Genomic DNA, 17095 nt, shown 5'->3' on the forward strand with positions numbered 1-17095 from the left:
TAAGGACTGGTGGAGCGCTTAGAAGTGAGAATGCCGGTATGAGTAGCGAAAGACAAGTGAGAATCTTGTCCACCGAATGCCTAAGGTTTCCTGAGGAAGGCTCGTCCGCTCAGGGTTAGTCGGGACCTAAGCCGAGGCTGAAAAGCGTAGGCGATGGCCAACAGGTTGATATTCCTGTACCACCTCCCCGCCGTTTGAGTAATGGGGGGACGCAGTAGGATAGGGTAAGCGCGCTGCTGGATATGCGCGTTCAAGCAGTTAGGCTGATGAGTAGGCAAATCCGCTCATCATAAAGGCTGAGCTGTGATGACGAGGGAATTATAGTACCGAAGTTCCTGATTCCACACTGCCAAGAAAAGCCTCTAGCGAGGCGGGAGGTGCCCGTACCGCAAACCGACACAGGTAGGCGAGGAGAGAATCCTAAGGTGATCGAGAGAACTCTCGTTAAGGAACTCGGCAAAATGACCCCGTAACTTCGGGAGAAGGGGTGCTCTGGTAGGGTGTATAGCCCGAGAGAGCCGCAGTGAATAGGCCCAGGCGACTGTTTAGCAAAAACACAGGTCTCTGCGAAGCCGCAAGGCGAAGTATAGGGGCTGACGCCTGCCCGGTGCTGGAAGGTTAAGAGGAGGGGTTATCCTTTGGGAGAAGCTCTGAATCGAAGCCCCAGTAAACGGCGGCCGTAACTATAACGGTCCTAAGGTAGCGAAATTCCTTGTCGGGTAAGTTCCGACCCGCACGAAAGGCGTAACGATCTGGGCACTGTCTCAACGAGAGACTCGGTGAAATTATAGTACCTGTGAAGATGCAGGTTACCCGCGACAGGACGGAAAGACCCCGTGGAGCTTTACTGTAGCCTGATATTGAATTTTGGTACAGCTTGTACAGGATAGGTAGGAGCCTGAGAAGCCGGAGCGCTAGCTTCGGTGGAGGCGTCGGTGGGATACTACCCTGGCTGTATTGAAATTCTAACCCGCGGCCCTGATCGGGCCGGGAGACAGTGTCAGGTGGGCAGTTTGACTGGGGCGGTCGCCTCCTAAAATGTAACGGAGGCGCCCAAAGGTTCCCTCAGAATGGTTGGAAATCATTCGTAGAGTGTAAAGGCACAAGGGAGCTTGACTGCGAGACCTACAAGTCGAGCAGGGACGAAAGTCGGGCTTAGTGATCCGGTGGTTCCGCATGGAAGGGCCATCGCTCAACGGATAAAAGCTACCCCGGGGATAACAGGCTTATCTCCCCCAAGAGTCCACATCGACGGGGAGGTTTGGCACCTCGATGTCGGCTCATCGCATCCTGGGGCTGTAGTCGGTCCCAAGGGTTGGGCTGTTCGCCCATTAAAGCGGTACGCGAGCTGGGTTCAGAACGTCGTGAGACAGTTCGGTCCCTATCCGTCGTGGGCGTAGGAAATTTGAGAGGAGCTGTCCTTAGTACGAGAGGACCGGGATGGACACACCGCTGGTGTACCAGTTGTCTTGCCAAAGGCATCGCTGGGTAGCTATGTGTGGACGGGATAAGTGCTGAAAGCATCTAAGCATGAAGCCCCCCTCAAGATGAGATTTCCCATAGCGCAAGCTAGTAAGATCCCTGAAAGATGATCAGGTTGATAGGTCAGAGGTGGAAGCGTGGCGACATGTGTAGCTGACTGATACTAATCGATCGAGGACTTAACCAAACTTTAAAAGCGTAAGCTTTACTCAGCAACCTGTTATCTAGTTTTGAAAGAACAAAACTTTTTCAAAAAAAGTCTTGCTTTCTTTTTTAAATCATGTATAATATAATATGTCTGGTGGCGATAGCGAAGAGGTCACACCCGTTCCCATACCGAACACGGAAGTTAAGCTCTTTAGCGCCAATGGTAGTTGGGACTTTGTCCCTGTGAGAGTAGGACGTTGCCAGGCTGTTATTATTCCACAGTAGCTCAGTGGTAGAGCTATCGGCTGTTAACCGATCGGTCGTAGGTTCGAGTCCTACCTGTGGAGCCATTTGGAGAGCTGTCCGAGTGGCCGAAGGAGCACGATTGGAAATCGTGTAGGCGGTTAACGCTGTCTCAAGGGTTCAAATCCCTTGCTCTCCGCCATTTTTATTTAATTAGCACAGTGGCCCGTTGGTCAAGCGGTTAAGACACCGCCCTTTCACGGCGGTAACACGGGTTCGAATCCCGTACGGGTCACCATTTATTTTTATCTACATAATAGTGGAGGATTAGCTCAGCTGGGAGAGCACCTGCCTTACAAGCAGGGGGTCGGCGGTTCGATCCCGTCATCCTCCACCATATATTATCATCGCGGGGTGGAGCAGTTCGGTAGCTCGTCGGGCTCATAACCCGAAGGTCGCAGGTTCAAATCCTGTCCCCGCAACCAAGTGGTCCCGTGGTGTAGCGGTTAACATGCCTGCCTGTCACGCAGGAGATCGCGGGTTCGATTCCCGTCGGGACCGCCATTTTAAATTTAATAAGGCTCGGTAGCTCAGTTGGTAGAGCAAAGGACTGAAAATCCTTGTGTCGGCGGTTCGATTCCGTCCCGAGCCACCATTTTAAAAACATTTGTTTTTAAAATGCCGGTGTAGCTCAACTGGTAGAGCAACTGACTTGTAATCAGTAGGTTGGGGGTTCAAGTCCTCTTGCCGGCACCACAGTTATTGTGGAGGGGTAGCGAAGTGGCTAAACGCGGCGGACTGTAAATCCGCTCCTTCGGGTTCGGCAGTTCGAATCTGCCCCCCTCCACCATTTACAGGGGCATAGTTTAAAGGTAGAACTACGGTCTCCAAAACCGTCAGTGTGGGTTCGATTCCTACTGCCCCTGCCAATTATAAAATTAACATTGCATATATACGTGGCGATTGTGGCGAAGTGGTTAACGCACCGGATTGTGGTTCCGGCATTCGTGGGTTCGATTCCCATCAGTCGCCCCATTTATAAACGATATGCATATTCCAATATTGGGCTATCGCCAAGCGGTAAGGCAACGGATTTTGATTCCGTCATGCGTTGGTTCGAATCCAGCTAGCCCAGCCATATTTGCGGAAGTAGTTCAGTGGTAGAACACCACCTTGCCAAGGTGGGGGTCGCGAGTTCGAACCTCGTCTTCCGCTCCAATTTAATTTTAATAAATTTATTTAGTCTTGAGTAAATGGCGGCATAGCCAAGTGGTAAGGCAGAGGTCTGCAAAACCTTTATCACCGGTTCAAATCCGGTTGCCGCCTCCATTTATTTACAAGCTGCCGGGGTGGTGGAATTGGCAGACACACAGGACTTAAAATCCTGCGGTAGGTGACTACCGTGCCGGTTCAAGTCCGGCCCTCGGCACCATTTATAATTTTAACTTGCCTTTTTTATTTTGCCGATGTGGCGGAATTGGCAGACGCGCACGACTCAAAATCGTGTTCCTTCGGGAGTGTCGGTTCGACCCCGACCATCGGTACTTTAGCTTTACTTGACAGGATGATTCCTGTTTTTATTTTTACTTATTGGTCGACAAATTTTGATAATATTTGCGGGTGTAGTTTAGTGGTAAAACCTCAGCCTTCCAAGCTGATGTCGTGAGTTCGATTCTCATCACCCGCTCCATACATATTGTTATCACAACGCAGTGTCTCGCTTTCAAAGCTGAGATGTTGCGTTTTTTATTTTTAGCGTAAATATAGCGTCTATCTTGAAAAGATAGACGCTATATTTACGTACATCAGTTAATGACTTGATAGGTTGCTTCGCCGCCGTGAATTTGAATGAACATGTCACTTAAGGATTTAGTTAGTTTATAAGCCTGTTCTTCTGAAAGTGAAGGTTTTAAATAGATGAACTGTACAGCTTGTGTTGTCTTTTCAGTTACGTACGCTCGGTTAGAATCCACATAAGGGCTTCCGAAAGCTCCTAGGGCATCTTTTGAAATGATTTTATTTTCTAAAGAAATGTTACGTTCATTTAGAGCTTCGTAAGACTCTTCTTTTTTACCGATAGTAAATTCAACGTGGCCCTCTAAATTAGAAGAATCATAAATTCCAATTGGTACTTCATATTGCAATGAAAAAAAGTTATTAATGTCCACAGCAGAATTGATAGAAGGAAGATACGTTTGTTTTCCTATCCGTCGAATTAAAGCTTCTATAGAAGGACGGTATTTACTTGGATCCGTTCCAAATGTTTTGAAAAGCTTTCTCCACTCGCTAACACCTTCAAATTCTGTTACTTTTTTTGACTCAAGGTCAAAATAAATGGATTCTTGAAAAAGGCGCAGACGTCCTTTTAGCATTTGAGGAGAATCGCCAACTTCAATATTTTTATACTGAATGATTCCCATTTTAAAAGAAGGGCAAAGCTGTTTAATAGCGGGTGATAATGTAAAGTTCATTTTTTTGATCCTTTCTATTATAATTAGTATTTGTTCGTTTATAGATACCATCCTATCATTTCATTGAGTGAGAAAACAGTTCAATGCATGAATATATAGAATTTCTTAGAAAGGAGGCTATTACTCACTATGAATGCGTATCAGTTGAAGGAAGAAATTATTTCATACAGCAAAGAGATTGGAATCGATAAGATTGGATTTGCGAGTGCTTCTATGTTTGATGAGTTAAAGAATCGATTGTTAGCACAGCAAGAGTTAGGTTATGCTTCAGGCTTTGAGGAACCTGATATTGAAAAAAGAGTAGATCCCACATTAGTTGTTCCAAAAGCTAGATCCATTATTTCAATTGCACTTGCGTATCCTTCTAAATTAAAGGATGCACCAAAGAGCACAAAGGAAGATCGCCGAGGGATCTTTTGCCGTGCTTCTTGGGGACAAGATTATCATACGGTTTTACGTGATAGGCTTCAAAAGCTTGAAGCTTTCATAAAAGAAAAAGTACCTGCAGCTATCCTTCAATCGATGGTAGATACAGGCGAGCTGTCGGACCGAGCTGTAGCAGAAAGAGCTGGTATTGGCTGGAGCGGTAAGAACTGTGCCATTATCACACCTGAATTCGGTTCCTACGTGTATTTAGGGGAAATGATTACAGATATCCCGTTTCCTCCTGATAAACCGATAGAAGACGGCTGTGGTACTTGTAATAAGTGCGTGGATGTGTGCCCTACCGGTGCGCTTGTAACAGGCGGTCAGCTGAATTCGCAGCGATGTATTGCCTTTTTAACCCAAACAAAAGGATTTTTAGCTGAAGAATTTCGAAGTAAATTAGGCAATCGTTTATATGGCTGTGATACATGTCAAACTGTGTGTCCTGAAAATAAAGGCAAAGACTTTCATTTTCACCCTGAGATGGAGCCTGACCCAGAACTTGCGAAGCCTAAATTAAAACCGCTTTTAACGATGAGTAATCGTGAGTTCAAAGAGAAATTTGGACATGTTTCAGGGTCATGGAGAGGGAAAAAGCCAATTCAGCGTAATGCCATTATTGCACTTGCCCATTTTAAAGACCAAACCGCTGTTCCAGATTTAATTGAGTTAATTAAAAATGACGTTCGCCCTGTCATTAGAGGAACGGCGGCATGGGCGTTAGGCAAAATTGGTGATAAAGAAGCATTAGATACACTTATGAACTTAAGAGAAAAAGAAAAGGATCAAGAAGTAATTGAAGAAATGTCAAAAGGTATAGAGATGCTTCAAGAGATCTAAACCGTATTTTTATTGATAAAGTTAGCTAATGAGTCATAGCGTATAATAAACGCTTAGAAAAGTGGTGACATTATGCTAACAAAAAGGAATGTATTATATACTTTAATTAAAGCGCGTGCGGACAGCTATGTAAAAGGTGAGCTTCATGAAGACTTTAAGCCTTTCATTGAACAGCAGTGTGAGCTAAAGCGGTCTCTTGTAAAAAAAAGAGAAGTTGATGTTTTAAAATGTAATATGAAAGGTTCTATTCAATCTGCTCATACGGATCAGGAAGAAACAAGAGTATTATATAAGGTGCACATTCAGGCATTTTTAAAACAAAACGATTTTTTCTATATAGAAGAAGAAATTGAAGATCGTTTAGCTCTTTTTTATAAAGATACACTTATTCAAGATGAGCTGCTGGTAAAGGATTTTTCTGAAGATGAGGTTGAAATGGATGTAGAAGAAGTAGAGGAAGACGAAGAAAGAGCCTCTTATTATGATCGTCTTGCAGCTGTTCAGTATGCAGAAAAACATTGGGATAAACCTAATGAAAGTTATAAGCAGTTTGAGGTAAACTGCACCAACTATATCTCACAGTGTTTGCATGCAGGAAAGGCGCCGATGCGGGGGTATCCTAAAAAAGCAAACGGATGGTGGATGAGAGGGAACGCCTGGAGCTATAGCTGGGCCGTTGCTCATTCCATGCACAGCTATTTAAGTAACTCCAAATCAGGACTTCGGGCTGTGAGGAAATCTTCAGCAAGCGAACTTGTCCCGGGAGACGTTATCTGCTACGATTTTGAAGGAGATGGAAGATGGAATCATACGACGATTGTTGTAGCAAAAGACGGTCACGGTATGCCTCTTGTGAATGCGAACACGTATAATAGTCGAATGAGATATTGGGCTTATGAAGATTCAACGGCTTACACGCCAAAGATTAAGTATGATTTTTTCCATATCGTTGATCGGTAAGTCTTTCGTTTTAGCAAGTTAGTGGTATAATGATGAATAGATTTGTTAGCAGAGGTGAAAATTTGTGGGAGTACACGTAGTGTTATTTCAACCAGAAATTCCAGCAAATACAGGAAATATTGCGCGAACATGTGCAGCAACAAATACGACGCTGCATTTAGTTCGGCCGTTAGGCTTTTCAACAGATGATAAAATGTTAAAGCGAGCTGGATTGGATTACTGGGAATTTGTAAATGTGGTGTATCATGATTCATTAGAAGAAGTATTTGAAAAGTATCCTGAAGCAGGCTTTTACTTCATCACAAAATTTGGTCAACAGCCACATACAACATTTGATTATAGTGACTTAGAGCAGGATCATTTCTTCGTATTTGGGAGAGAAACAAAGGGTCTGCCAAAGCACATTATTGAAGAGAACATGGAAAGATGTCTTCGTTTACCGATGACAGAAAATGTTCGTTCTTTAAATTTATCTAATACAGCAGCTATTTTAATCTATGAAGCGCTGCGTCAACAAAATTACGCTGGTTTATCTTAAATAAAAAGCGAGGTTCAATAAAATTTGAACCTCGCTTTTTTATTTATGTCGACGATGATATGTAGTGGTTATTTTTTAACGCCCGGTTTATCATTGTATCCCGCTCTGAAGATGGATGCTAAAAAAGCAATTGTTACTCCTAATACTAAAAGTAAGCGCATTGATTTTCCTCCTCAATCTAATTAAAAGGATTATACAGCTACTGCAGTTAAAACCGACTTCCCATATCTCATGATGATAATAATGACAAAATAACTCTTCTAGAGACGTAAGTTCTCTAATAAAATTTAACCGTTCCTTCTTACTCTTTTATTATAGCTAATAAATACTTCACTGTGAATGCCTAGCAAGGACAAATTTCTGAATTTTACAATTTAAAAAGCATGTTCAAACATTTTGCTGCATAGATTGTATTAATCTTGTTCACTAGCACCATAACTAGTAGGGGAGGTCCTTTAATGGATATATTAAAGAAAGTTGAAAGATACCGCGAAGAAGAGAATCGTCTTAAGTGGGAAGGGACATTTGAAGAGTACCTAAAGCTGATTAAAGATGAGCCTTTAATTGCTCAGCCTGCACACTCTAGAGTATACAACATGATAAAGGATGCAGGAATTGAAGAGGTAAATGGTAAAAGACATTATAAATTTTTCAGTGGACAAATGTTTGGACTTGAAGATTCGCTAGAACGCTTGGTGGAAGAATATTTTCACCCAGCTGCAAAGCGTTTAGATGTTCGTAAACGTATTTTACTTTTAATGGGTCCAGTAAGTGGTGGTAAATCGACGCTAGTGACCATGTTAAAAAGAGGGCTTGAAGCTTATTCGCTTACTGATCGAGGAGCTGTTTACGCTATTAAAGGATGCCCAATGCATGAAGATCCGCTGCATTTAATTCCACATCATTTACGTAAAGACTTCTTTGAAGAGTATGGTATCCGAATTGAAGGAAACTTATCTCCTTTAAATACAATGCGATTAGAGGAAGAGTATGGAGGCAGAATTGAAGACGTCATCATCGAACGCATTTTCTTCTCAGAGGACAAACGAACTGGAATTGGAACGTTCAGTCCTTCTGATCCGAAATCTCAAGACATTGCTGACCTAACAGGAAGCATTGACTTTTCAACAATTGCAGAGTATGGATCTGAGTCAGATCCGCGCGCTTACCGCTTTGACGGAGAGCTTAATAAAGCAAACCGGGGAATGATGGAGTTCCAGGAGATGTTAAAATGTGACGAGAAATTTTTATGGCATTTACTCTCTTTAACCCAAGAAGGAAACTTTAAAGCAGGAAGATTTGCTTTAATTAGTGCAGATGAATTAATCGTAGCGCATACAAATGAAACAGAGTATCGCTCGTTTATTTCCAATAAGAAAAATGAAGCTTTGCATTCACGAATTATTGTAATGCCTGTTCCATATAACTTAAAAGTGAGTGATGAGGAAAAAATTTATGACAAAATGATTCGTGAAAGTGACGTATCAGATGTTCATATTGCCCCTCATACACTACGTATTGCGTCTATTTTTACTACGTTAACAAGATTAAAAGAGCCTAAAAAAGGCGATATCGATTTGTTAAAGAAAATGCGCTTATACGACGGTCAATCTGTAGAAGGCTATAATGATGCAGACGTAGAAGAGTTACAAAAAGAATATACGGATGAAGGAATGAGCGGTATTGATCCTCGTTATGTCATTAACCGCATTTCATCTACCATCATTCGAAAAGATATTAAATCAATCAATGCATTAGATGTACTGCGTTCATTGAAGGAAGGATTAGCACAGCATGCGTCTATTTCTGCTGAGGACCGAGAGCGTTACCTGAATTATATTTCTCTGGCGCGTAAAGAATATGATGAAATTGCTAAAAAAGAAGTGCAAAAAGCGTTCGTTTATTCTTACGAAGAGTCTGCTAAAACATTAATGGATAATTATTTAGATAATGTCGAAGCATACTGCAACAAAAATAAGCTTCGTGATCCGCTAACAGGAGAAGAGCTAAATCCAGATGATAAATTAATGCGTTCAATTGAAGAACAAATTGGTATTTCAGAAAATGCGAAAAAAGCATTCCGCGAAGAAATCTTAATTCGTATTTCCGCTTATGCACGTAAAGGAAAACGATTTGACTATAATTCTCATGAACGCTTACGTGAAGCGATTCAGAAAAAACTGTTTGCAGATTTAAAAGACGTAGTGAAAATTACAACGTCCACTAAAACACCAGATGAGCAGCAGCTGAAGAAAGTAAATGAAGTAGTGGCTCGATTGATTGATGAGCATGGGTACAATTCAGTATCTGCTAATGAACTGCTGCGCTATGTAGGAAGTTTGTTAAATCGATAACTCAGTACTAACAAGAAAACATGGCACTTCCGATCTGTGCCATGTTTTTCTTATCTCTTAAAATAAACTCTGCATAATTAGGCTAGTGTGTAGTACGCATTGCACTTAACCATCATATGATAAGTCATAAACATATACATGACACTAGACACTATAAAATGAATAGTTAATAGTAAAAGAATTAGTTAGCAAGTATACCATTCTTGCGCATAGGATAAGAGTAACCAACCTTTGAACTAAAGGTATTTGTCAGAAACTTTCGGTATAGCTTATGCATGCCGAGTAAAAACGTGCAGGTGTTTTTTAAATAAGGAGGGGAATAGCGTGGGAAAAGAAGTAGATAAAAGTTTTGCTGTCTCAAAAGAAGACTGGTCCCTCCATCGTAAAGGCCACGATGATCAAAAAAGACATCAAGAAAAAATTAAAGAAGCCATTAAAAATAATTTACCGGACTTAATTACAGAAGAAAATATCGTGATGTCCAATGGAAGAGAAGTTGTTAAAATCCCGATCAAATCATTGGATGAATATCGAATTCGGTACAATTATGATAAAAACAAACATGTGGGTCAAGGTGATGGAGACAGTAAAGTTGGGGATGTAGTAGCACGTGACGGATCTGCTGGAGATGGTCAAAAAGGAGCAGGAAAAGGTCAAGGAGCAGGTGATCAGGCTGGAGAAGACTACTTTGAAGCGGAAGTGTCCCTCATGGAGCTTCAAGAGGCTTTATTTGCTCAATTAGAACTGCCTAATCTTCAGCGAAAAGAATCTGATCAAATTGTTGTGGAACACATTGAATTTAATGATATACGACGTACAGGTTTGATGGGGAATATTGATAAAAAACGAACGATGATGAGCGCTTATAAGCGAAACGCAATGACAGGAAAGCCTGCTTTTCATCCTATTTATCCGGAGGATTTAAAATTTAAAACGTGGAATGAAGTTATAAAGCCAGAATCGAAAGCAGTCGTTTTAGCTATGATGGATACGAGCGGTTCGATGGGCATATGGGAAAAATATATGGCACGAAGCTTTTTCTTTTGGATGACACGCTTTTTACGTACGAAATACGAAACGGTGGAAATTGAATTTATTGCGCATCATACAGAGGCAAAAGTAGTGTCAGAAGAAGACTTCTTCTCCAAAGGAGAAAGTGGAGGAACCATCTGCTCATCTGCTTACCGAAAAGCGCTTGAATTAATTAACCAAAAGTATGATCCGAGCCGTTACAATATTTACCCGTTTCATTTTTCAGATGGTGATAACTTAACTTCAGATAACGCAAGGTGTGTAAAGTTAGTAAATGAATTAATGAAAGTGTCAAATATGTTTGGGTATGGGGAAGTAAATCAGTACAATCGACATTCCACTTTAATGTCTGCGTACAAAAACATTCAAGACGAAAGCTTTAGACACTTTATTTTAAAACAAAAATCAGACGTTTTTCATGCGATGAAAAGCTTTTTTAGAAAAGAGACCGAAGACCAAAAATATGCATAACCTAAAAGGCCTAGACTTGTTATCTAGGTCTTTTTTATGCGGTTTATTCAGCGCTTCTTTGGAGATAGTAAAAGTACGACTTTATCCAAAAGGAGAATAAGTGAATGAACGAAAATATAAAGAGTGAAATGCAAAAACATCAACAAAATCAGCGGTTGAATGCAGCCGAGTTAGGTTACTTATGGGCGCAATATTTAGGCGATACGCTGTATGTATGCGTTCTTGGATATTTTCTATCTGTTGTAAAAGATCCAGAGATTAAGGAACTTTTAAAAAAAGCACATCAGTTTTCACAAACTCATGTAGACGAATTGACGGAATTATTCAGTTCAGAAAAAATTCCAATTCCAGTAGGGTTTGGGGAACAAGATGTGAACAAAGGAGTTCCTGCTTTATTCGATGATATTTTTATGGCTATTTATGTAAACGAAATGGCCATTGGAGGTATGAAGAAATATGCCAGAGCGCTAAGCGCAGTGAGAAGGCAAGATATTTATGACCACCTATCTCGATGTGTAAAAGAAAGCGACATTCTTTTAGAGAATTCTAACCACGTTATTTTAAGAAAAAGCATGCTGATGAGACCTCCGGTTATTCCTTATCCTGTAAAAGTGAATTTTGTGGACGAAAAAACATTTATATCACCATTTTTCTCTCAAATGCATCCTTTAACTTCTTTAGAGGTTACCGCTATTCAAGAAATTGTTAATACAAATGTATTAGGTAAAACGCTGATGCTGGCCTTTAGTCAAGTAGCTACCACACAAAAATTACGCTCTTATTTTTTTGATGGAGTCAAGCTTGCAAGTAAGCAAATCAAGCACTTCACCGAATTACTGTCTGAAGCTGATTTACCAAGTCCGAGGTTGCTTGATGCATATGTAACCAACTCAACGATTTCACCGTTTTCAGATAAGCTGATGATGTATCATACTTCTACAGCGGTGACGATCGCTATTGATAACTGCGGTGCTGGTTTGTCTATGGCCTTCCGTTCGGATGTAGCAGTAGAATTTTCTCAGCTAATTGGGCGTATAGGGAAGTACGGAAAAGATGGAATTCGAATTATGATTGAGCAAGGGTGGATGGAAGAACCTCCAATGGCAACTGATCGTAAGAAGTTGGCAGAGAAATAAGAAAGATATGTTGTGGATTATCAGTAATTTTGCGGTGCTGAAACATATATAGCTAAATGAAAATAGGTTGCTCTAGACCCACTTGAATGAACAGTGATAAGATAAAAAAGCTGATTTTTCAAGAAGTAAGTCGAGGTGTGCAAATGAATAATAGTATAAGGGAGTCCATTGCGAAAAAAGTAGCATGGATTAGCGTATGGAGCAATATTGCCCTTACGCTAGGAAAAGTAATAGTAGGATGGATTGGAAATAGTGATGCCGTATTTGCTGATGGTATTCACTCTGCAGCGGACGTATTTGCCTCTATTATTGTCTTGTTGGTTATACGAGTAGCAAATAAGCCAGCAGATGATGATCATCCATACGGGCATGGAAAAGCAGAAGTAATTGTCTCAGGAATTGTAGGAATTATTTTATTGCTTGTATCATTTTATGTGGTATTTGAAGGAGTCGTTGGTTTATTCCATCCGGTTGAATCTCCAAATATTTTAGCCATGTGGATTGCTGTTATTTCATACATAGCAAAGGTATTATTGTACCGTTATTCTTTAAACGTAGCCAAGCAGCACCACAGTAAGGCAATTGAGGCAATTGCATTTGATCATAAAGCAGATATTGTTGCTTCTATTGCAGCGGCAATTGGTGTTTTATTATCCATTATTGGTGATAAAATGGATGTTCAACTGCTGTTATACGGAGATAAAATAGCAAGTATCTTTGTTGCTTATTTAATTTTTAACATTGCCAGACAAATGATGGGAGAGTCTTTTCAAATCTTAATGGAAGGCAATATTGATGAAGAGCTACTGAAAGAACTTGAAGAAAGTATTTATGAATTTGAAGATGTGAAGCGGATTGATCGCGTCCGAGCAAGAGAACATGGCCATTACATATTAGTGGATGTACGTATTTCAATTGACCACTTTAAAACAATTAAGGAAGGTCATGATTTAGGACGAGAAATCAAAGCTACACTTATGAAAAAGCATGATAATATTCAGGAAGTATTAATCCATTTGAATCCTTATTATCCAGATTAAAAAGACGCAGCGAAAATTTTTCGCTGCGTCTTTTTGCATTTTTTTACATACTATTTATTTTTTTAGAAACAATGAATATTAACAAGAGACATCGAGGCAGGTGAGTGGCACTGTTAATTAAACGAAGGCCTAAGCGAAAAAAAAGTCCTATCTCCCTTGAAGAAAAGGAGCCAAAAATAGAAATTGAACTTGGTACAAACATAGAAGAAACTCTAAATGTGCTAGAAGAACGGTTAGACTATACGAGCGATATAGGGAAAAGGTGGCTAAAGTTCAATTATGAGCGTGCGCTTTTAGTTTATTTTGTTCCTCTTATGGATTCAGTGAAATTAAATGAGCATGTGATCAAACCTTTATTAATCGAAAAAGAAGGAAAGATAAGTGAAATTATTCAGGCCGCTTCAATTACTCCTACAAAAGATTTGAATGAAATGATTAGTTTAATGAGCCGAGGTGCGTCTGTTTTATTAATAGAGAATGATCCGTTTGTTTATGCAATTGATTCTACCAAAACGGCTACAAGAGAAGTTAATCAAGCGCTGAATGAAAAAGTGATTAGGGGTTCACAGGAAAGTTTTGTCGAGAGCTTGGACAAAAATCTAAACATGATGAGGCAAAAATTTTTAGATGGAAGCCTTATTGTACGCTATATCGAAGTAGGCAGTATTTCACGCACTCGAGTGGCAGTTTTATATTTGAAAAATATAGCAAACGCAGAAATTTGTAATATGATTATTGATCGTATCAAACAAATTGAAGTGGATGGAGTAGATAGTGGGAGCATCATTGAAGAGGCTTTAGAAGATTCGCCTCTTTCACCCTTTCCTCAGCTGTTGAACACAGAAAGGCCGGACCGGGTAATGGGTAATCTGTTAGAAGGCAGAATGGCCGTTTTAACAAATGGAAATAGTTCTGCGTTAATTGCTCCTGTTAACTTTTTTACTTTTTATCAATCGCCTGAAGATTACAATACACGTGCACTTTATGGCTCATTTTTTCGACTTTTACGCGTGTTCAGTTTTTTTGTTGCCATGAGTTTACCTGCGATTTATATTGCAACGATTTCTTTTCATTACGAGTTAATTCCTTTGGACTTAGTATTTACGGTAAAAGGATCTCTTGAGAACGTTCCGTTTCCTCCGATAGTAGAGGCATTTATTATGGTATTGATATTGGAACTATTAAAAGAAGCATCGCTCAGGCTGCCTTCATCCATTGCTCAAACCATCGGGGTAGTTGGAGGATTAGTTATCGGCACAGCAATTGTTGAAGCGAGTTTAGTTTCAAATATGATGATTATTGTTATTGCTCTAACAGCCGTTTCTTCCTTTGTTGTGCCATCAAACGAAATGAGCACAACGCTGCGAATTTTAAGTTTTCCTATGATGATCGGAGCAGCCGCTTTTGGCTATTTGGGTATTGTTTTTGTACTAGTTCTTATTGTTATGCATTTAGTTATTTTAGAGTCTATTACGATGCCTTACTTAATCCCTTTTGCGCCATTTAAATTTTCTGGCTTAAAGGATGTTTTTATAAGGATGCATCAGCTCTATTTGAATGAAAGGCCTGCTAACGCTAAGCCTCAAAAACGCCAACGTCAAAAAGCGATAAGGAATTGGGATTCAAATGAATAAAAATAGTATTTCAGCCAGCCAGCTGTTCTTTATCATTTTGCAAACTCAAATTGGTATTGGTGTTTTAGGGTTACCTTATAACTTATTTAAGACGGCGCATACGGACGGCTGGATTTCCATGTTAATTAGCGGGTGTATAATTCAAGTCATTACATTGTTCCACTGGGGACTAACGCATCGGTTGCCAGGTCTAACTTTATATCAAATGACCAGCAAGCTGCTTGGTAAGTGGATAGGGAATTTTCTAAATGTAGGATATGTATTTTATTACATCATTGTTTCAAGTGTTATTACTGTTTTGTATGTAAACGTGTTAAAGCGCTGGCTGTACCACTTAACCCCAGCATATGTTTTGGTCCTTTTATTAGTTGTTATTGCCCTATATTTTGCAAAAGAGAATGTTCGAAACATAGGGCGTTTTTTTACAATTGTATCTGTATTTTTAATCATTTTAGTCTTACTGGTGTCAAATGCTTATAAAGAGGCTGATGTCCGGTATCTATTTCCGATTGGGCACAGCGGTATTCAAAATATCTTGCTAGCGTCAAAAGAAGGAAGTATCTCAATGCTAGGCTTTGAAGCCATTTTGATTTTAGCACCGTTTGTAAAGGCAAAATCCACTATGACATTGAAAATGGTCATGCTTAGTAATTGTATCGTTACCGTTTTATATGTTTATATCATCATTGCTTGTTATTTGTTTTTTAGCCCAGATGAAATTTTAATCGTACCAGAACCGGTTTTATACATTTTGAAGGCGACACAAAACTCAGTGATTGAACGAATCGATTTGGTTTTTATTACTTTTTGGATTATTTCTGTTATTACGTCCCTTATTATGTACGTGTATATTTCAAGTGTAGGCATGCAGGAAATATTCAAAAAGAAAACTCACCGTCCGTTTGTTCCAATTGTATTGATATTCGTAACAGGTCTTTCTATTTATTTTTCAAGAACGGATAATCTTGTGGCAGCTTTGTCACAGGCAACTAACTACTTAATTTACGTATTCATTTTCTGTATTCCTATTTGTTTGTTAATTCTATCATGGATAAGAAAAGGAACAGTAAAAAATGAAGTATAAACTTATCAAGGTATTGAGCATATGTTTAATTTTAAGTTTTCTAACAGGATGTTGGGATCAAAAATTGTTAAAAGATACGATGTTTTTGTCTACAGTGGCTTATGAAAAAAAGAAAGATAAGGTGATTTCTACTATTGCGATCCGTTCCTATACGTCTAAAGAAGGGACATTAGTGAATAAAACCTATCATGTAGCAGGGGATTCACCTCGAGACGATCGTACAAAAATTAACCAGCAGGTTTCTGGAATTGTTATGTCTGCTAAAAAAAGAATTGTTTTATTTGAAAATCAATTAGCTAAGGAGGGTGTATTAGAATTATCCGACGTTTTATATCGCACATCAGAAAGTCCTTTGACAGCTAAGTATGTCATTGTAGAAGGAAAGCCGAGTACCATAGTTGAATTACAGCAAGTAGGAGAAGAGCTAATTGGAGAGTATTTAGACGGAGTTGTTCATACGGCTGAAGTCAATTCTTTAGTGCCTGTTGAAACTCTTCAGTCACTTTGTACCGTTTTATTTGATGAAGGAAAAGGACTAGCACTCCCTTATGTGAAATTAAATACTGAAAATAAGACCGTTGATGTAATCGGTACAGCTTTATTTAATGAAGATAAATTTTCAGGCATTACATTAAATCCTGAGGAATCCAAGGTGCTTCTTTTATTAGGAAATCAAAAAGGTAAATATATGATTATGAGTCACAAAATTACCATACATGATCAACAGTATGTAGTATCGTATGATGTGTCAGGCGCTAAAGCAAAAATGCACCTTAAACCGGATGCGATGTACGGAGCGAAAGTAACCATACCGCTACATGTAAAAGTAAGCATTAATGAATTTACCAAAAATGAAATGTCATCTCCTGCATTGACAAAAAAGGTGCAGGAAGAAATTGAAAAGATTCTACAAAAAAAAGCTGAAAAAGTAGTTGGAAAGCTACAAAAAGCTAACTGTGATTTTCTGGAAATAGGAAGAGAAGCAGCTGCTTATCATCCGAGTATATGGAAAAGGCTTAAATGGAGACAGGACTATAAAAACATCTCGATTAATCCGAAAGTACAAGTGGAAATTATCCATCGTGGAATTATTAATTAAAAAAAGTCATGCGAAACGCATGGCTTTTTTTAAGTGGAAAAATGTTAGTTTACAAAATAATAAAAAGGGAATTGTATTTATTTATTGATGTGATAGGATAAAAAAAGCATGTAAATCCATTCACTACGAATGAAAGCA

Annotated in this window: 11 protein-coding genes, 17 tRNA genes and 2 rRNA genes (1 of these 30 cut by a window edge); 29 read left to right on the forward strand and 1 reads right to left on the reverse strand. The window is 39.5% G+C overall.

Annotation, left to right across the window (positions count from 1 at the left end):
- From LJY09_RS02135 to LJY09_RS02225, 19 genes are all read left to right on the forward strand, one after another.
- Window positions 1-1669: ribosomal RNA gene (locus LJY09_RS02135) — 23S ribosomal RNA — on the forward strand; it begins 1267 nt to the left of the window's first position.
- Window positions 1670-1779: 110 nt separating this feature from the next.
- Window positions 1780-1895: ribosomal RNA gene (gene rrf / locus LJY09_RS02140) — 5S ribosomal RNA — on the forward strand.
- Window positions 1896-1904: 9 nt separating this feature from the next.
- Window positions 1905-1979: transfer RNA gene (locus LJY09_RS02145), tRNA-Asn, on the forward strand.
- Window positions 1980-1982: 3 nt separating this feature from the next.
- Window positions 1983-2074 (forward strand) — tRNA-Ser (locus LJY09_RS02150).
- Between the two features lie 21 nt (window positions 2075-2095).
- Window positions 2096-2170: transfer RNA gene (locus tag LJY09_RS02155), tRNA-Glu, on the forward strand.
- Window positions 2171-2193: 23 nt separating this feature from the next.
- A tRNA-Val gene (locus LJY09_RS02160) sits at window positions 2194-2269 on the forward strand.
- An 11-nt stretch (window positions 2270-2280) separates the two neighbouring features.
- Window positions 2281-2357: transfer RNA gene (locus LJY09_RS02165), tRNA-Met, on the forward strand.
- Between the two features lie 3 nt (window positions 2358-2360).
- Window positions 2361-2436, forward strand: a tRNA-Asp gene (locus LJY09_RS02170).
- A 15-nt stretch (window positions 2437-2451) separates the two neighbouring features.
- Window positions 2452-2527, forward strand: a tRNA-Phe gene (locus tag LJY09_RS02175).
- Between the two features lie 25 nt (window positions 2528-2552).
- A tRNA-Thr gene (locus LJY09_RS02180) sits at window positions 2553-2628 on the forward strand.
- 10 nt (window positions 2629-2638) lie between these two features.
- Window positions 2639-2722 (forward strand) — tRNA-Tyr (locus LJY09_RS02185).
- A gap of 5 nt (window positions 2723-2727) precedes the next feature.
- A tRNA-Trp gene (locus LJY09_RS02190) sits at window positions 2728-2801 on the forward strand.
- Between the two features lie 30 nt (window positions 2802-2831).
- Window positions 2832-2907, forward strand: a tRNA-His gene (locus LJY09_RS02195).
- A 28-nt stretch (window positions 2908-2935) separates the two neighbouring features.
- A tRNA-Gln gene (locus tag LJY09_RS02200) sits at window positions 2936-3010 on the forward strand.
- Between the two features lie 5 nt (window positions 3011-3015).
- Window positions 3016-3090 (forward strand) — tRNA-Gly (locus LJY09_RS02205).
- A 37-nt stretch (window positions 3091-3127) separates the two neighbouring features.
- A tRNA-Cys gene (locus LJY09_RS02210) sits at window positions 3128-3201 on the forward strand.
- Window positions 3202-3215: 14 nt separating this feature from the next.
- Window positions 3216-3304 (forward strand) — tRNA-Leu (locus LJY09_RS02215).
- Between the two features lie 30 nt (window positions 3305-3334).
- A tRNA-Leu gene (locus LJY09_RS02220) sits at window positions 3335-3416 on the forward strand.
- 72 nt (window positions 3417-3488) lie between these two features.
- Window positions 3489-3562, forward strand: a tRNA-Gly gene (locus LJY09_RS02225).
- Between the two features lie 115 nt (window positions 3563-3677).
- Here LJY09_RS02225 and LJY09_RS02230 read toward each other — a convergent pair.
- A complete protein-coding gene (locus LJY09_RS02230) occupies window positions 3678-4343 on the reverse strand; it encodes a B3/B4 domain-containing protein (protein ID WP_028412694.1) in 666 nt (221 codons plus the stop codon).
- A 129-nt stretch (window positions 4344-4472) separates the two neighbouring features.
- Between LJY09_RS02230 and queG the strand changes: the two genes are divergently transcribed.
- From queG to LJY09_RS02280, 10 genes are all read left to right on the forward strand, one after another.
- Window positions 4473-5609, forward strand: a complete 1137-nt coding sequence (gene queG, locus LJY09_RS02235; RefSeq protein ID WP_033580873.1) for a tRNA epoxyqueuosine(34) reductase QueG — start codon at window positions 4473-4475, stop codon at window positions 5607-5609.
- A gap of 72 nt (window positions 5610-5681) precedes the next feature.
- The gene (locus tag LJY09_RS02240) at window positions 5682-6569 is read left to right on the forward strand and encodes an amidase domain-containing protein (RefSeq protein ID WP_028412692.1); all 888 of its coding nucleotides are present in this window, start codon (window positions 5682-5684) and stop codon (window positions 6567-6569) included.
- A gap of 64 nt (window positions 6570-6633) precedes the next feature.
- Complete coding sequence (gene trmL / locus LJY09_RS02245; RefSeq protein WP_016762878.1) at window positions 6634-7107, forward strand: tRNA (uridine(34)/cytosine(34)/5-carboxymethylaminomethyluridine(34)-2'-O)-methyltransferase TrmL; 474 nt, start codon at window positions 6634-6636, stop codon at window positions 7105-7107.
- Window positions 7108-7565: 458 nt separating this feature from the next.
- Window positions 7566-9461 (forward strand): PrkA family serine protein kinase, encoded by a 1896-nt coding sequence (locus LJY09_RS02250; RefSeq protein WP_013055179.1) that lies wholly within the window; start codon window positions 7566-7568, stop codon window positions 9459-9461.
- Between the two features lie 324 nt (window positions 9462-9785).
- On the forward strand, window positions 9786-10964 hold the full coding sequence (yhbH, locus tag LJY09_RS02255; RefSeq protein WP_028412691.1) for a sporulation protein YhbH: 1179 nt from the start codon (window positions 9786-9788) through the stop codon (window positions 10962-10964).
- Between the two features lie 104 nt (window positions 10965-11068).
- Window positions 11069-12100: a DUF3231 family protein gene (locus tag LJY09_RS02260; RefSeq protein WP_028412690.1), complete on the forward strand. Its 1032-nt coding sequence runs from the start codon at window positions 11069-11071 to the stop codon at window positions 12098-12100.
- A gap of 143 nt (window positions 12101-12243) precedes the next feature.
- Window positions 12244-13140 (forward strand): cation diffusion facilitator family transporter, encoded by an 897-nt coding sequence (locus tag LJY09_RS02265; RefSeq protein ID WP_014461808.1) that lies wholly within the window; start codon window positions 12244-12246, stop codon window positions 13138-13140.
- 104 nt (window positions 13141-13244) lie between these two features.
- Window positions 13245-14774, forward strand: a complete 1530-nt coding sequence (locus LJY09_RS02270) for a spore germination protein (RefSeq protein ID WP_154990987.1) — start codon at window positions 13245-13247, stop codon at window positions 14772-14774.
- Window positions 14767-15858, forward strand: a complete 1092-nt coding sequence (locus LJY09_RS02275; RefSeq protein WP_155010765.1) for a GerAB/ArcD/ProY family transporter — start codon at window positions 14767-14769, stop codon at window positions 15856-15858. The genes LJY09_RS02270 and LJY09_RS02275 overlap by 8 nt, the downstream gene beginning before the upstream one ends.
- Window positions 15848-16957, forward strand: coding sequence for a Ger(x)C family spore germination protein (locus LJY09_RS02280; RefSeq protein WP_154990985.1), 1110 nt, complete (start codon window positions 15848-15850; stop codon window positions 16955-16957). Before LJY09_RS02275 ends, LJY09_RS02280 begins: the two co-directional genes overlap by 11 nt.
- Window positions 16958-17095: the final 138 nt, after the last annotated feature.

It is taken from the genome of Priestia sp. J2 (genome assembly GCF_020790095.1).
GTDB lineage: Bacteria > Bacillota > Bacilli > Bacillales > Bacillaceae_H > Priestia > Priestia zanthoxyli.